Origin of the sequence: Streptomyces bohaiensis, assembly GCF_012033785.1 — a bacterium.
Classification (GTDB): Bacteria; Actinomycetota; Actinomycetes; order Streptomycetales; family Streptomycetaceae; genus Streptomyces; species Streptomyces bohaiensis.
In genome coordinates this window covers 1-21,326 of record NZ_JAAVJC010000072.1, presented here as the reverse complement: position 1 = coordinate 21,326, position 21,326 = coordinate 1, and the positions used below count along the sequence as shown (strand labels likewise).

Annotated in this window: 18 protein-coding genes; 10 read left to right on the top strand and 8 right to left on the bottom strand. The window is 74.6% G+C overall.

Going from position 1 to position 21,326, the window contains the following annotated elements:
- A partial coding sequence (locus HCN52_RS10990; protein WP_209314407.1) for a peptidoglycan-binding domain-containing protein occupies nt 1-890 on the top strand: 890 nt, incomplete at its 5' end.
- A 79-nt stretch (nt 891-969) separates the two neighbouring features.
- Nucleotides 970-1,890, top strand: a complete 921-nt coding sequence (locus HCN52_RS10985; RefSeq protein ID WP_168088229.1) for an NADP-dependent oxidoreductase — start codon at nt 970-972, stop codon at nt 1,888-1,890.
- Between the two features lie 998 nt (nt 1,891-2,888).
- On the opposite strand, the gene HCN52_RS10980 is transcribed toward HCN52_RS10985, so the two are convergent.
- From HCN52_RS10980 to pdhA, 3 genes are read right to left on the bottom strand one after another with little or no spacing between them, the layout of a single operon-like run.
- Nucleotides 2,889-4,451, bottom strand: a complete 1,563-nt coding sequence (locus tag HCN52_RS10980; protein ID WP_168088228.1) for a dihydrolipoamide acetyltransferase family protein — start codon at nt 4,449-4,451, stop codon at nt 2,889-2,891.
- A complete protein-coding gene (locus HCN52_RS10975) occupies nt 4,448-5,503 on the bottom strand; it encodes an alpha-ketoacid dehydrogenase subunit beta (RefSeq protein WP_168088227.1) in 1,056 nt (351 codons plus the stop codon). The genes HCN52_RS10980 and HCN52_RS10975 overlap by 4 nt, the downstream gene beginning before the upstream one ends.
- Nucleotides 5,500-6,744: a pyruvate dehydrogenase (acetyl-transferring) E1 component subunit alpha gene (gene pdhA / locus HCN52_RS10970; protein WP_168088226.1), complete on the bottom strand. Its 1,245-nt coding sequence runs from the start codon at nt 6,742-6,744 to the stop codon at nt 5,500-5,502. Before pdhA ends, HCN52_RS10975 begins: the two co-directional genes overlap by 4 nt.
- Nucleotides 6,745-6,919: 175 nt before the next feature.
- Here pdhA and HCN52_RS10965 point away from each other — a divergent pair, with 175 nt between their 5' ends.
- A complete protein-coding gene (locus tag HCN52_RS10965) occupies nt 6,920-7,396 on the top strand; it encodes an Lrp/AsnC family transcriptional regulator (RefSeq protein ID WP_168088225.1) in 477 nt (158 codons plus the stop codon).
- Nucleotides 7,397-7,560: 164 nt separating this feature from the next.
- Here HCN52_RS10965 and HCN52_RS10960 read toward each other — a convergent pair whose 3' ends face one another.
- A complete protein-coding gene (locus HCN52_RS10960; protein ID WP_168088224.1) occupies nt 7,561-8,949 on the bottom strand; it encodes a nitric oxide synthase oxygenase in 1,389 nt (462 codons plus the stop codon).
- 365 nt (nt 8,950-9,314) lie between these two features.
- A complete protein-coding gene (locus tag HCN52_RS10955) occupies nt 9,315-9,935 on the bottom strand; it encodes a TetR/AcrR family transcriptional regulator (protein WP_168088223.1) in 621 nt (206 codons plus the stop codon).
- 196 nt (nt 9,936-10,131) lie between these two features.
- Here HCN52_RS10955 and paaN point away from each other — a divergent pair, with 196 nt between their 5' ends.
- Nucleotides 10,132-11,835 (top strand): phenylacetic acid degradation protein PaaN, encoded by a 1,704-nt coding sequence (gene paaN / locus HCN52_RS10950; RefSeq protein WP_168088222.1) that lies wholly within the window; start codon nt 10,132-10,134, stop codon nt 11,833-11,835.
- Between the two features lie 106 nt (nt 11,836-11,941).
- On the opposite strand, the gene HCN52_RS10945 is transcribed toward paaN, so the two are convergent.
- From HCN52_RS10945 to HCN52_RS10935, 3 genes are read right to left on the bottom strand one after another with little or no spacing between them, the layout of a single operon-like run.
- A complete protein-coding gene (locus HCN52_RS10945) occupies nt 11,942-12,733 on the bottom strand; it encodes a TrmH family RNA methyltransferase (RefSeq protein WP_168088221.1) in 792 nt (263 codons plus the stop codon).
- Nucleotides 12,730-14,163: an HTTM domain-containing protein gene (locus HCN52_RS10940; protein ID WP_168088220.1), complete on the bottom strand. Its 1,434-nt coding sequence runs from the start codon at nt 14,161-14,163 to the stop codon at nt 12,730-12,732. Before HCN52_RS10940 ends, HCN52_RS10945 begins: the two co-directional genes overlap by 4 nt.
- Nucleotides 14,160-15,260 carry a DUF5819 family protein gene (locus tag HCN52_RS10935; RefSeq protein WP_168088219.1) on the bottom strand — a complete coding sequence of 367 codons (1,101 nt, stop codon included), beginning with the start codon at nt 15,258-15,260 and terminating at the stop codon, nt 14,160-14,162. The genes HCN52_RS10940 and HCN52_RS10935 overlap by 4 nt, the downstream gene beginning before the upstream one ends.
- 617 nt (nt 15,261-15,877) lie before the next feature.
- On the opposite strand from HCN52_RS10935, the gene paaA reads away from it, so the two are divergent.
- The 6 genes from paaA (at nt 15,878) to HCN52_RS10905 (ending at nt 21,024) form a co-directional block, all read left to right on the top strand.
- Entirely contained in the window at nt 15,878-16,927 is a 1,050-nt protein-coding gene (gene paaA, locus HCN52_RS10930) for a 1,2-phenylacetyl-CoA epoxidase subunit PaaA (protein WP_168088218.1), read from the top strand.
- Nucleotides 16,924-17,208, top strand: a complete 285-nt coding sequence (gene paaB, locus HCN52_RS10925; protein WP_168088217.1) for a 1,2-phenylacetyl-CoA epoxidase subunit PaaB — start codon at nt 16,924-16,926, stop codon at nt 17,206-17,208. Before paaA ends, paaB begins: the two co-directional genes overlap by 4 nt.
- Complete coding sequence (gene paaC, locus HCN52_RS10920; RefSeq protein ID WP_376767116.1) at nt 17,205-17,981, top strand: 1,2-phenylacetyl-CoA epoxidase subunit PaaC; 777 nt, start codon at nt 17,205-17,207, stop codon at nt 17,979-17,981. Before paaB ends, paaC begins: the two co-directional genes overlap by 4 nt.
- Before the next feature lie 89 nt (nt 17,982-18,070).
- A complete protein-coding gene (paaD, locus tag HCN52_RS10915; protein WP_209314408.1) occupies nt 18,071-18,583 on the top strand; it encodes a 1,2-phenylacetyl-CoA epoxidase subunit PaaD in 513 nt (170 codons plus the stop codon).
- A complete protein-coding gene (locus tag HCN52_RS10910) occupies nt 18,583-19,656 on the top strand; it encodes a 2Fe-2S iron-sulfur cluster-binding protein (protein ID WP_168088231.1) in 1,074 nt (357 codons plus the stop codon). The genes paaD and HCN52_RS10910 overlap by 1 nt, the downstream gene beginning before the upstream one ends.
- Nucleotides 19,657-19,857: 201 nt before the next feature.
- Nucleotides 19,858-21,024 carry a pyridoxal phosphate-dependent aminotransferase gene (locus HCN52_RS10905; RefSeq protein WP_168088215.1) on the top strand — a complete coding sequence of 389 codons (1,167 nt, stop codon included), beginning with the start codon at nt 19,858-19,860 and terminating at the stop codon, nt 21,022-21,024.
- The last annotated feature ends 302 nt before the right edge of the window (nt 21,025-21,326 follow it).

Below are 21,326 nucleotides of genomic sequence, written 5' to 3'. Positions count from 1 at the left end.
CGGCCGACCTGCCCGTCGCGCCGGGGCTGCTCCCCGCGCTCGGCGCCGACGGTCGCGCCGCCCCCGGAGAGTCGCCGGACCCCCTCGGCGCCGCCGACGGGCCCGCGACCGTCCCGAGCGCCCCCGTGACCACCGAACACCGCGGGCGCGGCGGGCTGCGCGGGCGACGCAACCGGACGGTCGGTGCGGCGGCAGCCGCGGTCATCGCTGTCCTCGCGCTCGTCAGCGGGGGTTACGCGCTCGGCGGTGGCGGCGCAGCGGAGCATCGCGACGTCGCGGACCTGGCGCCGCAGGAACCGCCGCCGGGGCCGGTCGACGAACCGGTCGAGGGCGGCGAGCCCGCTCCCGAGGCCGACGAATCCCTGTCGCCGCCCTCGCCGGAACCGGACGAGGACGGAGACGGGGAGGGGGACGGGGAGGACGACGGCACCGGCAGTCCCTCCACTGCGGAGGACGCCGACCACGACGCGGCGGCCGGCGACGAGCACTCCACCGGCGAAACCGGCGGCGAGGACGCCCAGGCTCCCCCCGCCGGAGGCGACGGCCCCGCTCCCCCGGGCACCCCGGCGCCCGCGCCGAGCGCCCCGGCGCCTCCCCGGGAGGACCCGCCGCCGCCCGCCCCCGGGCAGCCCGGACGGGACAACTGCTCCCACAGCACCGACCGCAGCAGGGACTGGGCCGAGGGCATGGCCGGCCAGAGCGTGCGGCAGATCCAGTGCCTGCTGAACCACAACTACGGCAACCAGCTCGACACGGACGGGATCTTCGGCCCGCGCACCGACACCGCGGTGCGCGCGGTGCAGCGCTGCTCCGGAATCGACGTCGACGGACACGTCGGCCCCGAGACCTGGCGCTACCTCGACGCGCCGCGACGGGAGTGCACGCCCTGACGGCAGCCGTTCGGGTGGCCGGGCCGCAAGGTGGCGCGCTGTGCGGAATGCGACGGACCGTCCACTCGTTGTGCACCCCATGAGAGCAATCACGTATCAGGAGTACGGCGGACCCGAGAACCTGCGGCTGACGGAGGTCCCGGACCCGAAGGTCGGACCGGGAGAGGTACTGATCCGGGTCAAGGCGGCCGGCATCAACCCGGTCGACTGGAAGCTGGCCGGCGGCGGCCTCGACCCGCTCATGCAGACCTACTTCCCGGTGATCCCGGGGTGGGACCTCGCGGGAGTCGTCGAAGCCGTCGGGCTGGACACCCCGGAGTACGCGGTGGGCGACGAGGTGCTCGGCTACGCCCGCAAGGACTACGTGCAGCACGGTACCTACGCCGAGCTGGTGACGGCGGCGGTGCGGCACATCGCCCGCAAGCCGGCTTCCCTGAGCTGGGAGCAGGCGGCCGGTCTGCCGCTCGCGGGCCTGACGGCGCTTCAGGCCCTGGACCGGGCCCGTGCCGGCGAGGGCGACACCGTGCTGGTGCACGCGGCGGCCGGCGGCGTCGGCAGCCTCGCCGTGCAGATCGCGGTGGCGCGCGGTGCACGGGTGATCGGCACCGCCAGCGAGCGCAACCACGCGTTCCTGCGCGAGCTGGGCGCCGAACCGGTGACCTACGGCGAGGGGCTGGTGGGCCGCGTCCGGGACCTGGCTCCGGGCGGCGTCGACGTCGCACTCGACTTCGTCGGCGGGGTCGCCGACGACTCAGCGGAGTTGCTGGGCGAGACCTCCCGGCTGGTGTCCATCGTGGACGGCCGCGCCGCCGAGCTCGGCGGGCACGCCATCTGGGTGCGTCCCGACGCGGCCGAGCTGACCGCGCTGGCGGACCTCGCGGAGGCGGGCCGGCTCACCGTCCCGGTCGAGCGGGTCTACCCGCTCGCCGAGGCGGCCGATGCCTGGCGTGACCAGCAGAACGGCCGCACCCGCGGCAAGCTGGTGCTCTCCGTCGGCTGAGTCGCCCGCACCGCTGCCGGGGGGGGGCGGCGCCGGCCCTGGCGTCGGTGCCCCGGGTGACGCTGTCGGCAGCCACGGCTCGGCTCGGGCGCCGGTGACCGCGCCCCGGCCCCCGCCGCGCCATACGGAAGGCCGGAAGGCCGAACGGCCGGACGGCGCCCACGGTGACAGCCCGCGGGGCGACGGCGCCGTGCCACCGGACGGCACGGCGTCCGCCCCGGCAGACCGGCGACGGGCCGAGCCACGCCTCGCCCCCGCGCCCCGCACGCGGACGCCCCGGCGCCCACGGTGAGAACAGGGGCGCCGTGCTGTCCCGGACGGCACGGCGTCCGCCCCAACAGTCCGACGGGGCAGCCGAGTCTCACCCCACAGGGCCGGCCCCCACGATCCCCACTCGGGGTCGCCACTGCCGTGCCGTCACTGGGCACGGCGGCCCACGCCCCGGGCCGAGGCATTCCCGCGTGTCGGCCCGGTCCCTGCCCGGGCTCGATCGGGTTCTCGCCGGGGGCTCGGCCGAGGCTCAGTCGGGGCCGCTACCGGCGCCCACCGGCCGTCGGGCGCCGGTAGCGGGTGCTCACGGCCTGCCGGAACCCACTGGGGAGCAGTGCCCCGCGGCGGTCCCGCCGGGGCAACCCGTCTCTGCTCTCGGGTGGCGGAGGGCCGTCGCAGGCCGGAGGGGCTGCGGAGCCGCCAGCGCGTGAACGGCACCCGACGCCGCGTCGGTCGGGGCTGCCGCGGGCGAGCCTGGGGCAGCCACCGCCGACTGCCGGACAGCGCGAGCCGGAACAGCGCCGATCCGCCCCTCGGTCGTGATTACCCGTCAAGCAACGGCCCGACAGCGGGCAGCCCGCCGGGGCGAGGCCCCGTGTCCCGGACCCGTCGAAGGGACCGGGACGCCCGCCCACCGCCCGGCTCAACGCCGACCGGCCGAACTGCGGGGTTGTTGGTGCGCCGCCGGGGGGCGGGTCGTTTCGGGACTCCCGCCGCCCGGCGGCTGTTCAGAGGCTGCGCAGCAGCAGCGTCGGACGTTCGACGCAGTCGGCGACGTAACGGAGGAACCCGCCGGCCACCCCGCCGTCGCACACCCGATGGTCGAAGGTGAACGACAGCTGAACGACGTGACGCAGCGCCAGTTGCCCGGCGTGGGCCCACGGCTTCTCCACGATCCGGCCGACGCCGAGCATCGCGGCCTCCGGGTGGTTGATGATCGGAGTCGAACCGTCGACACCGAAGACGCCGTAGTTGTTGAGGGTGAACGTCGATCCGGTGAGGTCGGCCGGGGTGAGGCGTCCGTCGCGGGCGCAGGCGGTCAGTCGGGACATCTCCCGGTGCAGCTGCTCGGTGGAGAGGGTGTGGGCGTCACGGACCACGGGGACGACCAGGCCCCGCGGAGTCTGGGCGGCGAAGCCGAGGTGGACGGCGGGCAGGCGGACGATCTCCCGGGCGTCGGTGTCGACCGTGGCGTTCAGCTCGGGGTGCCGAGCGAGCGCCGCCACCGTGACGCGGGCCAGCACCGCCAGGAGAGAGACCGTGGGTTCGCCCATGGCGCGGCGCGCCGCGAGCAGTTCGGTGGCGTCGGCGTCGACCCAGCAGGTGGCGTCGGGTATCTCCCGCCGGCTGCGGGAGAGCTTGTCCGCCATGGCGGCGGTGATGCCGCGCAGCGGGATTCTGACGGCCCCCGTCGGGTCGGCGCCGACGCCGGCCGGCTGCCCCGCCCGGCCGTCAGTGGTCGGCACGCCACCACTGTCGGCGCTGTCGCCGCTGTCGGCCGTGATGGTTCTGCCGCCGCGCACCGCCGCGGCGCGGTCCACGTCGGCCCGGAGGATGAGACCGCCCGGCCCACTGCCGTGCAGCGCCCGCAGATCGAGACCGCGCTCGCGAGCGAGGCGACGCACGAGCGGCGAGATCACCGGTACCGGCGCCCGGTGCGCCGTGCCCTCGTGGTCGGCCGCCGCACCGGAGGGGATGGAGGCGGCAGCCGAGGCGCCGGTGACGCCGCCGACCACGGGCCGGGCGGCGCGGTCCGCGGGGAAGGCGGTGGGCGGGTTCGGCGCCACCGCTCCGTGCGGAGCGTGCCCGTCGAGCGGACCGGTGGTGCCGCGGCCCGCCGCCGACCCGGCCGCGGTGAGGGCTCGCCGACGGCGGCGGGCACCGGAGGCGGCGCTCTTCGAGGCGCCGGTGCCGTACCCGACGAGGACGTTGCCGGAGCCGCCGGCCGCCTCCCGGTACCGGTCCTCGGCAGGCGAGGAAGCAGGGGCCCCGGCGGGCTTCCCGGTGGACGAGCGGCCCGCCGCACCACCCGCCGACCCGCCCACCGCGACGGCGATCAACGGCGTTCCGACGGGCCGGGCCTCCCCCTCCGCGCCGTGGCGGGCGGTCACGACGCCCTCGAACGGGCAGGGCACCTCGACCTGGGCCTTCGCCGTCTCCACCTCCACCACGGCCTGGTCCACGGCGACCTCGTCCCCGACCTCGACCAGCCAGCGGACGATCTCGGCCTCGGTCAGCCCTTCCCCGAGGTCGGGGAGAAGGAACTCACGCTCGTCGCGGTGGGTGCTCATGCCGCGCCGCCTTCCGTGTGGTCGCTCTCCCACTGGAGCCGTGCCACAGCGTCCAGGACACGGTCGACGCCGGGCAGATGGTGCTTCTCCAGCATCGGCGGGGGATAGGGGATGTCGAAGCCGGTGACCCGCAGGACGGGCGCCTGGAGGTGGTGGAAGCACCGCTCGGTGAGGCGGGCCGCGATCTCGGCGCCGGGGCCTGCGAAGCCCGACGCCTCGTGGACGACGACCGCGCGCCCGGTGCGGCGGACCGCGGCGGCCGCCGTCTCGTCGTCGAACGGGACGAGGGTGCGGAGGTCGAGCACCTCCAGTTCCCAGCCCTCCTCCCGCGCCGCCTCGGCCGCCTCCAGGCACACCGACACCGAGGGGCCGTAGCTGATGAGGGTGGCCGAGGTCCCGGCGCGGCGGACCACGGCCCGGCCCAGCGGCTCGCAGGCGGGAGGCGAGGAGAGGTCGATCGTCTCCTTGCTCCAGTAGAGGCGCTTGGGTTCGAGGAACAGCACCGGGTCGTCCGAGGCGATGGCCGAGCGGAGCATGCCGTAGGCGTCCGCGACGGTCGCCGGGGTGACGACGTGCAGCCCGGGAGTCGCCATGTAGTAGACCTCGGAGGAGTCGCTGTGGTGCTCGACCCCGCCGATACCGCCGCCGTAGGGGACGCGGATGGTCAGCGGCATCGGAAGGCTGCCGCGGGTGCGGTTGCGCATGCGCGCCACGTGCGAGACGAGCTGCTCGAACGCGGGGTAGGCGAAGGCGTCGAACTGCATCTCGACCACGGGGCGCAGTCCGTACATCGCCATGCCGGCGGCGGTGCCGAGGATGCCCGCCTCCGCCAGTGGGGTGTCCGTGCAGCGCTCCTCGCCGAACTCGGCCGTCAGACCGTCGGTGACCCGGAAGACTCCCCCGAGGGCGCCGACGTCCTCGCCGAGGACGTGCACGGTGTCGTCCGCGGCCATGGCGTCCCGCAATGCGCGGTTGATCGCCTGCGCCATGGTCGTCGGAGCAGGCCCCCCGGGCGGCGCGGGGCGGGCGGGGGTGGACGTCGCTGTCGTCATGCGGCCCGCTCCTGGTGGTTCTGCCGGTGGTCGTCGGCGTGGTCGTCCCGGCCGGTCGCCCGGCGCCGGGCCGGAGTGTCGGCCCGGTCGGGGTCGTCGGCGGCGTCGGCTGCGAGTTCACCGCGCAGCATCGCGGCCTGCTCACGCAGGTGCGTCGTCGGCTCGGCGTAGACGTGGGCGAAGAGGTCCTCCGGGTCCAGGGCAGGGTCGGTGTTCATCCGGCCGCGCAGGTCGGCGGCCATCGCCTCCGCCTCCTCGGCGATCGCGTCGGCCTCGCGGTCGGTGAGGAGCCTGCGGTTTCGCAGCTCCGCCTCCAGGAGGGCGACCGGGTCGTGGCCGAGCCAGGGGGCCACGTCCTCGTCGGTGCGGTACCGGGTGGCGTCGTCGGCGTTGGTGTGCGCCTCCACGCGGTAGGTGAGGGCCTCGACGAGGGTCGGACCGCCGCCGGCACGGGCGTGCGCGACGGCCTCGCCGAGCACCTGGTGGACCGCGGGAGCGTCGTTCCCGTCGACCAGACGGCCGGGTACGCCGTACCCGACGGCCTTGTGCGCGAGGGACGGCGCGGCGGTCTGCTTCGCCAGCGGGACGGAGATGGCGAAGCCGTTGTTCTGCACCAGGAAGACGACGGGGGCGCGCCAGACGGCGGCGAAGTTGAGGGCCTCGTGGAAGTCGCCCTCGGAGGTCCCGCCGTCGCCGACCATGGCGAGGGCGACCACGTCGTCACCGCGCAGACGGGCGGCATGGGCCAGGCCGACGGCGTGCGGCAACTGGGTGGCGAGCGGGGTGGAGAGGGGGGCGACACGGACGGCCCGGGGGTCGTAGCCGGTGTGCCAGTCCCCGCGCAGCAGCGTCAGCGCCTCGACGGGGTCGACGCCCCGCGCGACGACGGCGAGGGTGTCGCGGTAGCTGGGGAAGAGCCAGTCCTGCTCGGCGAGGGCGAGGGCCGCCGCGACCTCGCAGGCCTCCTGGCCGGTCGAGGAGGGGTAGACGGCGAGGCGGCCCTGCCGCGTCAGTGCGGTGGCCTGCCGGTTGTAGCGGCGGCCGTGCACCAGCCCGCGGTACAGCTCGCGCCAGAGCTCCTTGCGCCGCTTGTCGAGCCGGGCGCCGGTGCCGAGGAGACGGAAGGGCGTCTCGTCCGGCAGCAGGGGCGCAGGGTCGGTGCGGGGGCGCCAGCCGGCGGTCGGCGGAGTGGGGCGGGCACCGGATTCGTCGCGGCCTGGTGTCTGCTCCAGCACCGTCATGGCGAGCACCTCCTGGTAAAGGGCTGCAAGGACAAGAGGGGGCGGTGGCCCGCCTCTCCCTACCGATTGTTCGGTTGCCACGGCATTTTGGCTACAGCTGCGGATTGCCTGTGGACAACCGTGCGGTATGACCGTCTGATGAAGGCCGAACGTCCATCCCGGGAGGTCACCACCGATGCCCGACGGCCAGTTGGCTCCAAACGCGGCGCGCCCTCTCGACCCCATTGACAGCGCCATCCTGCGGCTGCTCCGGCTGGACGGCCGGGCGTCCGTGCGGGCGATCGCCGAACAGGTCCACATATCGCGCGCCAACGCCTACACACGGATCAACCGGCTGGTCGAGGAGGGGGTGGTGCGCGGGTTCACGGCCCGCGTGGACCACGAGCGGGCCGGACAGGGCGCCTCGGCCTACATCACGCTGAAGATCGTGCAGAACAGCTGGCGCACGGTCCGCTCCCAGCTGGAGCAGCTGCCGGGCGCGGCACACATCGCGCTGGTCAGCGGGGACTTCGACGTCCTGCTCCTGGTGCACACCGCCGACAACCGCGAGCTTCGCGAACTCGTGCTGACACGCATCCAGGCGATGCCGGAGGTGCTGTCCACCCGGACGCTGCTGGTGTTCGAGGAGACCGACCTGCTGCCCGAGCCGTAGCCGGCGGGGCTGCATCCGGACGGAGCGCCCCCCGTGGCAGCGCTCACGCTCACCGACAGGCGTGCAGGCTGCGGTGCACGCCCCTGGTACAGCCCGCACGCCCGCCTCCGGTCGGTCCGCCCGGTCGGCCCCGCCCCCGGACAGCCCCGCGGTCAGTCCCCCGGTCAGTCCCGGGACGGCCGCCCCGGCTGCTCCGCGGACCGGCGACCCGCCTCCGCGGGACACCCGCCGGACACCGCGCCGTCGACGGCACCCGCCGGACACCGCTCCGGCGGGGCGCCCCACCCACCTCCCGCAGCCGCCGCCGAACCGCCGCCGCGCCCCGCCGGTGCCGGTCCGACCCGCCCCTCGGCGCGGTCCCGGGCGTCGTCGTCGAGGTGGAAGGCGGGGTGCTGCTCCTGCTCGTCGTAGTAGCGGTGGAAGACCGGCGTGATCCCGCCGGACATCGGCGGCACGATCCAGCTCCACTGCGCCGGCACCCTGCGCCCGGCCGCCTCCTCGCGCTCGATGTGGGTCAGGAACCGTCGGGACTCGGTGTGGTGGTCGGTGATCCGGACCCCGGCGGCCCGGAACGAGTGGAGCACGGCCACGTTGGTCTCGACCAGCGCGCGGTCGCGCCAGAGGGTGTCCTCGCGCGAGGTGTCCAGACCCAGGCCGGCGGCGACGGCCGGCAGCAGGTCGTAGCGATCGCTGTCGGTGAGGTTGCGCGCACCGATCTCGGTGCCCATGTACCAGCCGTTGAAGGGAGCCAGCGGGTAGTCGACACCACCGATCCGCAACCGCATGTGGGAGATCGCGGGAACCGCGTGCCAGCGCAGGCCCAGCCCGGCGAAGAACGGATGGTCCGGGTGGACCAGCGGCACCTCCAGCACGTCGCGAGGATCCAGCTCGAACAGCCGCGGCCCCCGCCCGTCCGTGCCCTCGACGACCAGCGGCAGCAGGTCGAACCGCCCGTACCGCGCGCGCCAGCCGAGCCGACGCACCGTTTCGGTGAAGGCGACGTTGGCCGGATCACCCAGGACCCTGCCGTCGTCGAGGCGGTAGCCGGCGTACCGGACCAGCTGGCTGTTCCACACCCGGGGCGCGGCGGTGGTCGGCGTGCTCGGGGCGAACACCGAGAGCACGGGGCGGATCCGTCCGCCGTTGGTCGCCGTCCGCAGGTGGTCGACGAGATGGCGGTGGATGCGGTCGGGAGTGGTCGCGTCCCGGCGGTCGAGCACCTTCAGGCTGTTCCAGTACAGCCGGCCGATGCAGCGGCTGGAGTTGCGCCAGGCGACGCGGGCGCCGAAGGTCAGCTCCGCGGTGGTGTGACGGTAGGTGCCGACCGCCGCGACGGCCTGGCGCACCTGACGCATCCGGGCGCGCAGCGGCACCGGTTGGTCGGGGTGCTCCAGATGGAACATCCGCAGGAAGTCGAACGCCTCCGCCAGGTCGACCGGCGGCGGCTCCCCCGGGGCGGGCGGTGACGCGGCCGGCCGTGACGGTGCCGGCACGGCCGGCGGCACGGGCAGCGGCACGGCGGATCGGCGCACCAGCAGCTGGTGTCCCTTCATGAGGCTCCTCGCAACGGTCGTCACGGCGTTCGGGCGGCGGATACCGGCGCGTGCTTCGGCGGACCGGCGCGGCCGGGGCGGCGGGGCACCCGCGCCCGGTCGGGAGCGGACCGGCCCGCACGTGGTTCGCACGGCGCGCGGAGACCGGCGCATGCGGGCGCGGTCTCGGTCGGTCCCGGCCGACCGGGCGCGCACAGCGGCTCGGAAGCCACGGCGTGCGCCCCCGCCGGGCCCCGCTGCGGCACGAGCAGCGGGAACAGCGACACAACCAGCCGCCGGCAGTACCGCGCAGGCTTTCCGCCGTTCCCGTCCCTGCGCCTCCCCGGCGTGCTATGCGGGTGCGCGGTGCACGCGTGGACCCTCGTTCAGCGGCCGCCCTCGGGGCCCGGAGCGCCTCCGGTCCGCAGCCCGGCGAAGGCCGTCGCGACCACGGCGTCGGCCATCCGGCCCGCGGGGATCGCCGAGTCGTGGCCGGGCCGGTACCACTCCGCGATGGAGTTGACCATGCCGAAGAGCAGGCGGGTGGCGAGCCGGACGTCCACGTCCGCCCGCAGGTCACCGTCGGCGACCGCCTCCCGCAGCAGTTCCGCCACCCGGTGGTCGAACTCCCGGCGCCGGTCCAGTGCCCACCGCTCGGCCTCCGTGTTGCCGCGCACCCGGAGCAGCAGCGTCACGTAGGGCAGCCGCTCGATCAGCACCTCGGTGGTCCGGCGCGCCACGTGCTCCAGGCGGTCGATCGCCGGGCCGTCGACCGCGACCGGCTCCTCCAGCACCGCGAACAGCCCGTCCAGTGCGTGACTGACCGCGCGCCGCAGCAGTTCCTCCTTGCCGCGCACATGGTGGTAGATCGACGACTTCGAGATGCCCGCCGCGCGGGAGAGGTGTTCCATCGACGTGCCGTCGTAACCGCGCTCGATGAATACGCCCACCGCCACTTCGAGCAGCGTCTGCGGGGTGTACGTGTCGCGTCGGGTTTCCGTGGCCATCGGTAGACACCGGTTCTCTGGGTATCGGGGTGCGGCGAGGGGGGCTGTGGCCCCCGCACCAGTCTGCACGGGCGGTCCGCGGGGCCGAGCGCGGGTTCACGCGGAGGGCGTGGCACCTCTTGCCCCGACCGATCGTTCGGTAGCAGTATCGTCCATGGCCCGTGTTCGTTCCAGCTCGACGAGGAGACACCCGCCCATGACCCGATGCCTCACCCCGGAGCAGCTGGCCGACCGGCACCGCGCCACCCTGGACACGGCGCTGGAGACCATCGCCGACCGCGGCTACTGGTCCCCGTACCCGGAACACCCCAAGGCCTACGGTGACGGCGCCACGGTGCTGAACTCGCTCGACGCCGAGCAGGGGCTGGCGGCGTTCAACGCCGTGCGGGACTCGCGGTTCGAGCTCGACCAGCCCGGCACCACCGGGTGGGTCGGCGGGGAGCACTCGCCGTACGGCTTCGCCCTCGGCGTCAGCTACCCCAAGGCCGACATCGACCAGCTGCTGCCGGCGATGGTCGACGGCGTCCCCGCCTGGCGCGACGCCGGTCCCGAGGCCCGGGCGCTGGTCTGCCTGGAGATCCTCGCCCGGATCAACGCCCACACCATGGAGTTCGCCCACGCGGTGATGCACACCTCGGGGCAGGCGTTCATGATGGCGATGCAGGCCGGCGGCCCGCACGCCCAGGACCGCGGGCTGGAGGCCGTCGCCCACGCGTACGCGGAGCAGACGCGGCTGCCGCGGCGCGCCGCGTGGTCGAAGCCGCAGGGCAAGCGGGGGCCGATCGAGCTGACCAAGGAGTTCACCGCCGTCCCGCGGGGGGTGTCGCTGCTCATCGGCTGCAACACCTTCCCGACATGGAACGGCTTTCCGGGGCTCTTCGCGTCGCTGGCCGCGGGCAACCCGGTGCTGGTGAAGCCGCACCCCCACGCGGTGCTGCCGCTGGCCATCGCCGTCCGCTTCGCCCGGGAGGTGCTGCACGCCGCCGGGTTCTCCCGCGACCTCGTCACCCTCGTGGCGGAGGAGGACGGCGGCACCGTCGCCGCCGACCTCGCGCGGCGGCCCGAGGTGCGGATCATCGACTACACCGGCTCCACCGCCTTCGGGGACTGGCTGGAGACCCACGCCCCGCAGGCCCAGGTGTACACGGAGAAGGCCGGCGTCAACACGGTCGTCATCGACTCCACCGACGACTACAAGGGCATGATCGCCAACCTGGCGTTCTCCCTCTCCCTGTACAGCGGGCAGATGTGCACCACGCCCCAGAACCTGCTCGTCCCCCGGCACGGCGTCGTCACCGACGACGGCGAGAAGACCTACGACCAGGTGGTCAGCGACCTGGCGGCCGCCGTGGAGCATCTGCTGGCCGACGACAGCCGCGCCGTGTCCATCCTGGGCGCCATCGTCAGTCCGGCCGTGAGGGCCCGGGTCCAGACGGCCCCGGAGATCGGGGACGTCGCGCTTCGCTCCCGCAGCATCCGCCACCCGGAGTTCCCCGACGCGACCGTGCGGACCCCGGTCCTCGTCAAGCTCGACGCCGCCAAGCCCGAGCACGAGGCCGCGTACCGCACGGAGTGCTTCGGCCCGGTCGCCTTCGCCGTCGCTGTCGACTCCACCGCGGAGGCGCTCTCCCTGCTCCGCTCCACCATCGCCGAACAGGGAGCCATGACGGTGGGCGGCTACACGACCTCCGGCGAGGTGGAGCGGGGGCTGGTGGACGTCTGCCTGGAGGAGTGCGCGCAGCTCTCCCTCAACCTCACCGGCGGCGTCTACGTGAACCAGACGTCCGCCTTCTCCGACCTGCACGGGTCGGGCGGGAACCCGTCGGCCAACGCCGCGCTGGTCGACGCGGCGTTCGTCGCGGACCGCTTCCGGGTGGTCGAGGTACGGCGCCAGGCGTAGACGTCCGCGCGGGGGACGGCGCGGCTGCCGCGCCCCCGCGCCCTGCGGCGGGGAGCCGCGCTGCGGGCGCGCGGCGTCGGCCGACGCGCACCCGCGGCGCGGCACGTCATCCCGCCGGCGACGGGCTCTCCGGGGCGGCCCGTCGGCGGGGCTGTGCCGCCAGCCAGTGGTACAGCGCCATCGACACGCTGGTGGCCAGGTTGTAGCTCGACACCTGGGGTCGCATCGGAAGCGACACCAGCTGGTCGGCCCGGGCACGGACGGCCGAACCGAGTCCGTGCCGCTCCGAGCCGAACGCCAGCAGCGCGTCGTCCGGGACGACCAGCTCCCGGATGTCGTCTCCCTCGGGGTCCAGCGCGAGCAGCGGCCCCGGCGGCAGGTCGGCGACCTCGCAGCGCGCCACCGGCAGGGCGTAGTGCAGCCCCGCCGCCGCCCGCACCACGCCCGGATTCCACGGATCGACCGTCCCGGTGGTCAGTACCCCGGCGGCCCCGGCGCCCGCCGCGAGCCGGATCACCGCGCCGGTGTTCCCCAGATGTCGGGGGTTGTCGAGCACCACCAACGGCGCCGTGCGCGGCTGGTCCCGCCGTGGTTCCGGCGGCCGGGCGGCGAGCGCCGCGACACCGGTCGGATGGGGGCGCGCCACCAGCCGCGCCAGTTCCTCGGGGGCGACGGGTGCCAGCAGGGTGTCGAGCCGGGCGGTGAGGTCCGGGGCCAACTCGGCTGCGAGCGCCAGCGTCGCCGCCCGGTCGGTGGTGACCGCGAGCCGGACGGCGGCGCCGAAGCGCAGGGCGTGCTTGAGTGCGTGGAAGCCGTCGAGGTGGACGGCGGCGGCGCCCGGCTGCTCGGTCAGACGCTGCCAGGCGGCCGCCGCGCCGCCGGCCTCCTGGGGGGTCATGCGCCCGCCGCCGGTCGATCGGTGGCACCCGCGCGGTCCGCGCCCGGTGCCGACTCCGGTGCGGGGGCCGGCACCGTAGGGGGCCGCCCGGCGACACCGCCGGCCGCAGGGGTGTCGCCCGTGCCGGTCACGGTGCCTGCCCGGGGCGCGGCGACCAGCGGCTCGGGGGGCGAACCCGCCGCAGCGTCGTCGGAGCGGCCGTCGGAGCGGCCGTCGGATTCGTCGTCGGCCCGGGGGCGGCGCCCCGTGAGGCGGGAGAGCGGTGCCGTCGCCCGCCGCGCCCGGTAGCCGAGCCAGAGCAGGAAGGCGGTGGGCAGGAAGACGATGTCCATGGCGATCATCGCGAGCGAGAAGAACGGCAGGCCCATCAGCACCGCGATGCCGACGTGCTCGGCGATCATCACCGCGAGCAGCACGTTCTTGACCTTGCGGTTGAGCAGGGCGAACGGGAAGGCGACCTGGATGAAGACCGTCCCGTACGTCATGATCATCACGAGCGCACCGTTGCCGGTGAGCGCCTGCGACAGCTCGGGGAACGGCGTGAAGTAGTCCAGGTTCATCGGGTAGTAGACGGCGGTGCCGTCCTGCCACCTGGTCCCCTGGATCTTGTACCAGCCGGCCGTGGCGTAGATCAGGCAGACCTGCGCCATGACGATCAGCAGGCCCATGTTGTGCACCAGGTTGGCGACCACGTCGCAGACCAGGCGGGGCTCCCGGGGCCAGTGCCGCTCGACCACCCACCAGGCGCCGAAGACGAACCACAGCCCCCACAGGCAGAGCTGCCAGACCCAGCCGCCAAGGAGCCCGCCACCGGTGGTGACGGCGAGGGCCAGGCCCGCGGCGGCCCAGAGGACGACCCCCGTCCGGTCCGTGTCGGGCCCCGCGCCGCGCCGTGCCCGGCGGCGCGCGTCCAGCGACCACACCTGCCCGCAGCGGAGCAGCACGAGGTAGATGGCCATCAGCTTGACGACATTGTCGCCGCCGTCGCCCATGAAGATGGAGCGGTTCTGGAGGGAGAGCACGCCGAGCATGAAGAGGACGGACACGGCCCGGGTGTGCCACCCCAGCAACAACCCGAGCGACGCCAGCATCGCCGTCAGGTAGACGAGTTCGAACCAGAGGCGACCGTCGCTCCACAGCAGCACGGTGAAGGCACCGGAGCTCGAGATCATCTGCTCCGCGAGGTCGAAACCCCAGGGGCTGTCGGGGCCGTACAGCTCGTGGCGGTGGGGGAACTCGCGGATCAGGTAGAACAGCCAGGTGAAGGCGAACCCGATGCGGACCACGGCGGTCTGGTGGGGGCCGAGCGCACGCCGGGTGAGGTGACCCAGGCCGCGGGCGAGCGAGGCGTCGAACTTCTTGCCCAGACCGGCGAAGGGCGACGGCGGGGGCCTGTCGGCCGTCCGTCCGGACGGTTGCTGCGCGCTCATGACTCGCCCTCCCGGGCCTCGACGCCGCCGGCTGCCTCCGTGGGGCCCGCCGCGGCGGGTGCGTCCCCGCCGGCCCCGCCGTCGGTCTCCTCCGTGACGCGGGCGCCGTCACCGCTCTCGGTGCCCTCCTCCGACGCGCCCTCCTCGGCGACCGCCGCCTCTGGCGGCGGCAGGTCGTCGCCGGAGGGGGCCAGCACGCCGCGCGGCCGGTCGGACGGCAGGACGGTCCGCCAGTCCTGCTCCGCGTGGACGGTCTCGGTGTTGACGACCCGGTCGTCCCAGGGCGGGGTGGCGAGCGGGGTGACCGCCGACCTCACCTGGAGCCGCTGCACCGGCTCGGTGTCCATGACCGTGCTGAGCCGCAGCAGCGCGATGCGGTGGACGTAGACAGTGGCGCGTTCGCCGCGCTCCCCCACGGGACGGCCGTCGTCGTCAAGGGTGTTGCTGTAGCTGTCCCACGCCCGCCGGAGGGTGTTGTGCGCCGTGTGACTCGGGAGGAGGTTGTACCGGATCCCCTCGATGTCCATGGCCGTGAGATCGATCCAGTCGGTGGTGCGCACGGCCCCGTTCTCGTCCTCGAACTCGGCGCGGGCCTCGACGGCGATGTTGGACTGGAGCGGGTTGGGGGCGAAGAGCTTCCAGTTCTGCTCGAACTCCGGATTGGAGTAGCCGTCCCGGATGACGGACCCGTACTCCTTGGACAGGGTGTTGGCCGGCGCGACGTAGAGGAAGCCCATGGCTATGTGCCAGAGGCCGAGCACCGTGGCGACCCCCACGGTCAGCGCGATGACGATGCGCGCGGGCCACCGCAGGCGGGCGAAGACGAACCCCTCTGTCGTCAGCGGGTCGGCGTCCGGCGCTCCGCCGTCACTGCGCTGACCGCCTTCGCCGGGGGGCCGGCCGGCCGGTGGCGGGTCCGCCGCGGGGTCTCCAGCCGCCGGCGGGGCCGCCGCCCCTCCCTCGTCGTGGTGCGCCGGTGAGGCGGCGCCCGCCGCCTCCCGGGGGGCGGGAAGAGCGGCAGCGGCCGTTCCGTCGCCCGTCCCGGTGCCGGGGTCGTCTTCCCCGCTGCGATCCTCGGGTTTCTCCGGTGGCTCCATGCTGGCGAACGGTCCCCCACGACTGCGGTTCCAGGTCCCTCCTGGACCACAGCACGGTACCGCCGATGGCACCGTCGCGTCCCCCGCCCTTCGGCCCTGCCGAGGCCGCCCCGCCACACCGCCCACTCCGCCCCGTCCCCCGCCCTGCCGGGGGTGCCACCGCCACCCACCGGCCCCGCCCTCCGTGCCGCCGCACCACTCCGTGCCATCGCCACCGCCACCACCACTGCCACTGCCACTGCCACTGCCACTGCCGAACACGGAGAGTGACAGTCATCATCCTGGGCATCGCCACCCCGGGCTGCGTACCGCCGAACGAGTGAGTCTCTTGACACCGCCCCGGACCCCGCCCACCATTGAACCGAACGATCGGTCGGTCGGCGGCGCCGGTGGCGCGCGATCGTCCGACACCGCGTCGGCCGGACACCTTCACAGCGGCGGGCCGCTCCTCCCGGCGGCCCTCACGACGCCCACCGCGGCCGCTCCGGCGGTCGGCACGCGCGGCGACCGCCCTCCCGCGCCCCCGCCGCGGACCCCGCCCCGCCGGCCGGAGCGGTCCGAGACCGACGCACCGTCACCGTCACCACCCCACCGACCACCGACGAGAGGGCCAGCCGATGACCACCGCCCCGCCCGCGGCAGACCGGAGCCCCGGCCCCTCCGAGTGGCAGTCGGCCTTCGACGCGGCCGTCGCCGCCGAGGAGCGCATCGAGCCCCGCGACTGGATGCCCGACGCGTACCGCGCCACCCTCGTCCGCCAGATAGCCCAGCACGCGCACTCGGAAATCATCGGCATGCAGCCGGAGGCCAACTGGATCACCCGGGCCCCGTCCCTGCGGCGCAAGGCGATCCTCATCGCCAAGGTGCAGGACGAGGCGGGCCACGGGCTCTACCTCTACAGCGCGGCCGAGACCCTCGGCGTCAGTCGCGACGAACTCCTGGACAAGCTGCACGCGGGCACGCAGCGCTACTCCTCGATCTTCAACTACCCGACGCTGACCTGGGCCGACGTCGGCGCCATCGGCTGGCTGGTCGACGGAGCCGCCATCACCAACCAGGTACCGCTCTGCCGCTGCTCGTACGGTCCGTACGCGCGGGCCATGGTCCGCATCTGCAAGGAGGAGTCGTTCCACCAGCGCCAGGGCTACGAGCTCCTCCTGGCGCTCAGCCGGGGCACCGAGGCCCAGCGCGCCATGGCACAGGACGCCGTCGACCGGTGGTGGTGGCCCTCGCTGATGATGTTCGGGCCGCCGGACGACCGATCCGCCCACTCGGCCCAGTCCATGGCGTGGAAGATCAAGCGGCACTCCAACGACGAGCTCCGGCAGCGGTTCGTGGACATCTGCGTGCCGCAGGCCGCATCGCTCGGCCTCACCCTGCCCGACCCGGACCTCCGGTGGAACGAGGAGCGCGGCCGGCACGATTTCGGGGCCATCGACTGGGAGGAGTTCTCCCAGGTCCTCAAGGGCAACGGCCCCTGCAACGAGCAGCGCATCTCCCAGCGCCGCCGCGCCCACGAGGAGGGCGCCTGGGTCCGGGAGGCGGCCTCCGCCCACGCGGCGAAGCGCCGTGCCCGGGAGACCGCGCCCACCGGGCGCCTTCCCGGGAGCACCACCGGTCGACCTGCCGACCGCACCGCCGCCCCGAAGGGAGCCCCCGCCTCATGACCACGCACTGGCCGCTGTGGGAGGTGTTCGTGCGCAGCCGCCGTGGGCTCTCCCACACCCACGCCGGCAGCCTCCACGCCCCGGACGCCGAGATGGCGCTCCGCAACGCCCGCGACCTCTACACCCGGCGCGGCGAGGGCGTCTCCCTCTGGGTCGTCCCCGCCGCGGCGGTCACCGCCTCCTCCCCCGACGAGAAGGACCCGTTCTTCGAACCGGCCGGTGACAAGGCCTACCGGCACCCGACCTTCTACGCGATACCCGACGGGGTGAAGCACCTGTGACCCCGGCCGACACCGCGCGCAGCACCGACGCGGCGACGGCGCCGCGGCTCACCGGCGAGGGGGCGGCCGCCGCGCTGATGCTCGGCGACGACGCCCTGATCCTCTCCCACCGCCTCGCCGAGTGGACCGGCCACGCTCCGGCCCTCGAGGAGGACGTCGCCCTGGCCAACATCTCGCTCGACCTGCTCGGTCAGGCCCGCACCCTGTTCTCCTTCGTCGGTGACGAGGACGAACTGGCCTACCTGCGGGAGGAGCGGGCCTTCCGCAACATCCAGCTGGTGGAGCAGCCCAACGGTGACTTCGCGCAGACCATCGCCCGCCAGCTCTGCTTCTCGCTCGCCCAGGAACTCCGCTGGACGGCGATCCTCGACTCCGCCGACTGTCCCACCCCGATCCGGGAACTCGCCGCCAAGGCGGTCAAGGAGACCGCCTACCACCGCGACCACGCCACCGAGTGGACGCTGCGGCTCGGTGACGGCACCGAGGAGTCGCACGCACGGATGCGACGCGGCATGGCGGTGATGTGGCGTCACACCGGCGAGTTGTTCGCGCCGGTCCCCGGGCTGCCCCTGGACGATGCCGCCCTGCGGGAGCAGTGGCTCACCGCGCTGCGGGCCGTGCTCGCCGAAGCGACCCTCGACCTCCCCGAGGGCCCGGACGCCGACGCCTGGGCCGCGGGCGGCGGCCGCGAGGGCGTGCACACGGAGCCCTTCGGCTTCCTGCTCGCCGAGATGCAGCACCTGCACCGCAGTCACCCGGGGGCGACGTGGTGACCCGGCCCCCCGCAGGGCGAGCAGCCACCGCCCCCGAGACGGCCTCCGGTAAGGCGACGGACGGCCCGGCCGCCCCCGACGAGGCGACCCTGCGCGCCGCGGCCGCCTCCGTGCCCGACCCGGAGCTGCCGGTCCTCTCCCTCGCCGAGCTCGGTGTCCTCCGCGCGCTGCGGTTCGACCGCGCCCCGGTCCCCGAGGCGGCACCGGCGACGGCCGCGCACCCCGTACGGGTCGAGGTCGACATCACCCCCACCTACACCGGGTGCCCGGCGCTGGAGACGATGGCCGCGGACCTCGAAACGGCGCTGCGACACGCGGGAGCAGCCGAGGTGACGGTCCGCACCGTCCTCAGCCCGGCCTGGTCGACCGACGACATCACCGACGAAGGGCGACGCAAGCTCGCCGCCGCCGGCATCGCACCGCCGCGGCCCACCGGACCCGCCGCCGGCCCCGTGGGCCTGGCGCTCACCATCCGCTGCCCGCGCTGCGGCTCGACCGACACCACGCTGCTCAGCCGCTTCTCCTCCACGGCGTGCAAGGCCCTGCGCCGCTGCGACACCTGCCGCGAGCCGTTCGACCACGTCAAGGAGGTGCGGCGGTGATCTTCCACCCGCTCACCGTGAGCCGGCTCGACCACCTGACCGAGGACTCGGTCGCGGTGACCCTCGACGTGCCGTCCTCCCTGCGGGAGACCTTCCGGCACGTCCCCGGCCAGCACCTCACCTTCCGTCACACCCCGGCGGACGGCGCAGAGCTGCGGCGGACCTACTCCATCTGCTCGCCGGCGTCGTCCCCCGACGAACCGGGCCCGGAACGCCTCACCGTCGGGGTGCGCCACATCGACGGCGGCGTCTTCTCGGCCCATGTCGTCAAGGAGCTGAAAGCCGGGGACACCCTGGACGTCCTCCCCCCGGCCGGACGTTTCACGCTGCCGCCGGTACCGGGCCGCTACGCCGCGGTGGTCGGCGGCAGCGGTGTCACCCCGGTGCTCAGCATGGTCGCGACCCTGCTGGCGCGGGCGCCGGAAGCCCGCTTCACCGTGCTCCGCTGCGACCGCTCCTCGGCCAGCACGATGTTCCTCGAGGAGTTCGCGGAGCTGAAGGACCGCTACCCGGATCGGCTCCAGCTGGCGCACGCCTTCTCCCGGGAGGAGCAGCAGGCGGGTCTTGCCACCGGCCGCATGGACGCCGACCGACTCGGCGCACTGCTGCCGGCGCTGCTGGGCCCGGGGACGTCCGACGTCGCCGGGTGGTATCTCTGCGGCCCACTGGGGCTGGTCGAGGCGGCCCATGAGGCGCTCCGTGCGGTGGGGGTGGACCGCCGCCGCGTCCACACCGAGCTGTTCCACGCCGACGCCGCTCCCGTGGGGGAACCGCGGGCCGATGCGGCAGCGCCGGCCGGGTCCCGGGTCACCGCGACGCTCGACGGCCGGTCGGGGACCTGGCCGATGGAGCAGGGCGAGACGCTGTTGGAGACGGTGCTGCGCAACCGTGCGGACGCGCCCTACGCCTGCAAGGGCGGTGTCTGCGGTACCTGCCGCGTGCAGCTGGTCAGCGGTGAGGTGGGCATGGACCGCAACTACGCGCTGGAGCCGGAGGAGATCGCGGGCGGCTACGTGCTGGCCTGCCAGTCCCGGCCGAGGACCGCCGAGGTGGCGATCGACTTCGACGCCTGATCCGTCGCGCCCCGCCCGGCCGTCCCCGCCCGACCGTCCCGCGCGGGGGGGGTGTGGTCGACCGCGCGGGCACGGGGCACGGCGGGCGGCGCGGCGGGCGCTGTCCCCGGCCGACGCCATGGGCGAGGATGAGCCGATGCCCGGCGGGACCGCCGCCGCACCGCACCCGCACAGCAGGCCGACCACGAGGACCGGTGAGAGATGAGCGACCGTCCGTTGCTGAACCGCAGGCTCGACGGGCTGGGCACGACGATCTTCGCCCGGATGACGGCACTCGCCGCCGAGACGGGGGCCATCAACCTCGGCCAGGGTTTCCCGGACACCGACGGCCCCGAGGCGGTCCGCGAGGCGGCCGTCCGGGCCCTCCGCTCGGGGCACGGCAACCAGTACCCGCCCGGGCCCGGCATCCCGGAGCTGCGTCAGGCGGTCGCCGAGCACCAGTCGCGGTTCCACGGACTGCACTGGGACCCGGACTCGGAGGTGCTGGTGACCGCCGGCGCGACCGAGGCGCTGGCGGCGGCGCTGCTCGCGCTGCTGGAACCGGGGGACGAGGTGATCGCCTTCGAGCCCTACTACGACTCCTACACGGCGGGCATCGCGATGGCCGGCGCGGTCCGGGTGCCGCTCACGCTGCGGGCCCCCGACTTCCGACCCGACCTCGACGCCCTGCGGGCCAAGGTCACCGACCGGACGCGGATGCTGCTGCTCAACAGCCCGCACAACCCCACCGGTATGGTGCTGAGCCGCGCCGAGGCCGAGGCCATCGCCGAGTTGGCCGTCGAACGGGACCTGCTGGTCGTCACGGACGAGGTGTACGAGCACCTCGTCTTCGACGGCGAGCACGTGCCGTTCGTCTCGCTGCCGGGCATGCGCGACCGCACGGTCTCCATCTCCTCCGCCGGCAAGACCTTCTCGTTCACCGGCTGGAAGGTCGGCTGGGTGACGGCCGCCCCCCACCTCATCGCGGCGGTCCGTACCACCAAGCAGTTCCTGACCTACGTCAGCGCGGGCCCGTTCCAGTACGCGGTGGCCGAGGCGCTGCGGCTGCCGGACGCCTACTTCACCGGGCTGCGGGAGGAGCTGCGGGCCAAGCGGGACCTGCTCTCCGCCGGGCTGCGCGACGCGGGCTTCACCGTGCACCCGTCCGCGGGCACCTACTTCGTCACCACCGACATCGCCGCGCTGGGCGAGAAGGACGGCGTCGCGTTCTGCCTGGCGCTGCCGGAACGCTGCGGGGTGGTCGCCGTCCCCAACGCGGTCTTCCACGACGACGAGGCGGCCGGCCGCACCCAGGTCCGCTTCGCGTTCTGCAAACGCCCCGAGGTCCTGTCCGAGGCGGTCGAACGGCTGCGGCTGCTCACCGGCTGACCACCCCGGCATCCGGCCGGGCCCCCGGCATCGGGCGCCGCAGCAGCACCGGCAGGAGCGCCGGGCCGTGCCGCACCCGACCGGCCGGTGGCGGACGCCACCCGCCCGCAGCGGCGGGGTGCCCCGGCGGCCTCGGCGCGCAGTGCTCCCCCGCGACGGCGGGCATGGCACGAACCGGAGCGGGCATGCGGCAGCGAGAAGACGGGCGCCCGGGCCGGCCGAGGTCGACGCCCCGCGGTCGGTCAGGTCGACCGGCGGCGCGGCCGGCCGGTCGGGGTGCGCCCGGCCCGGACTGCCCCGAC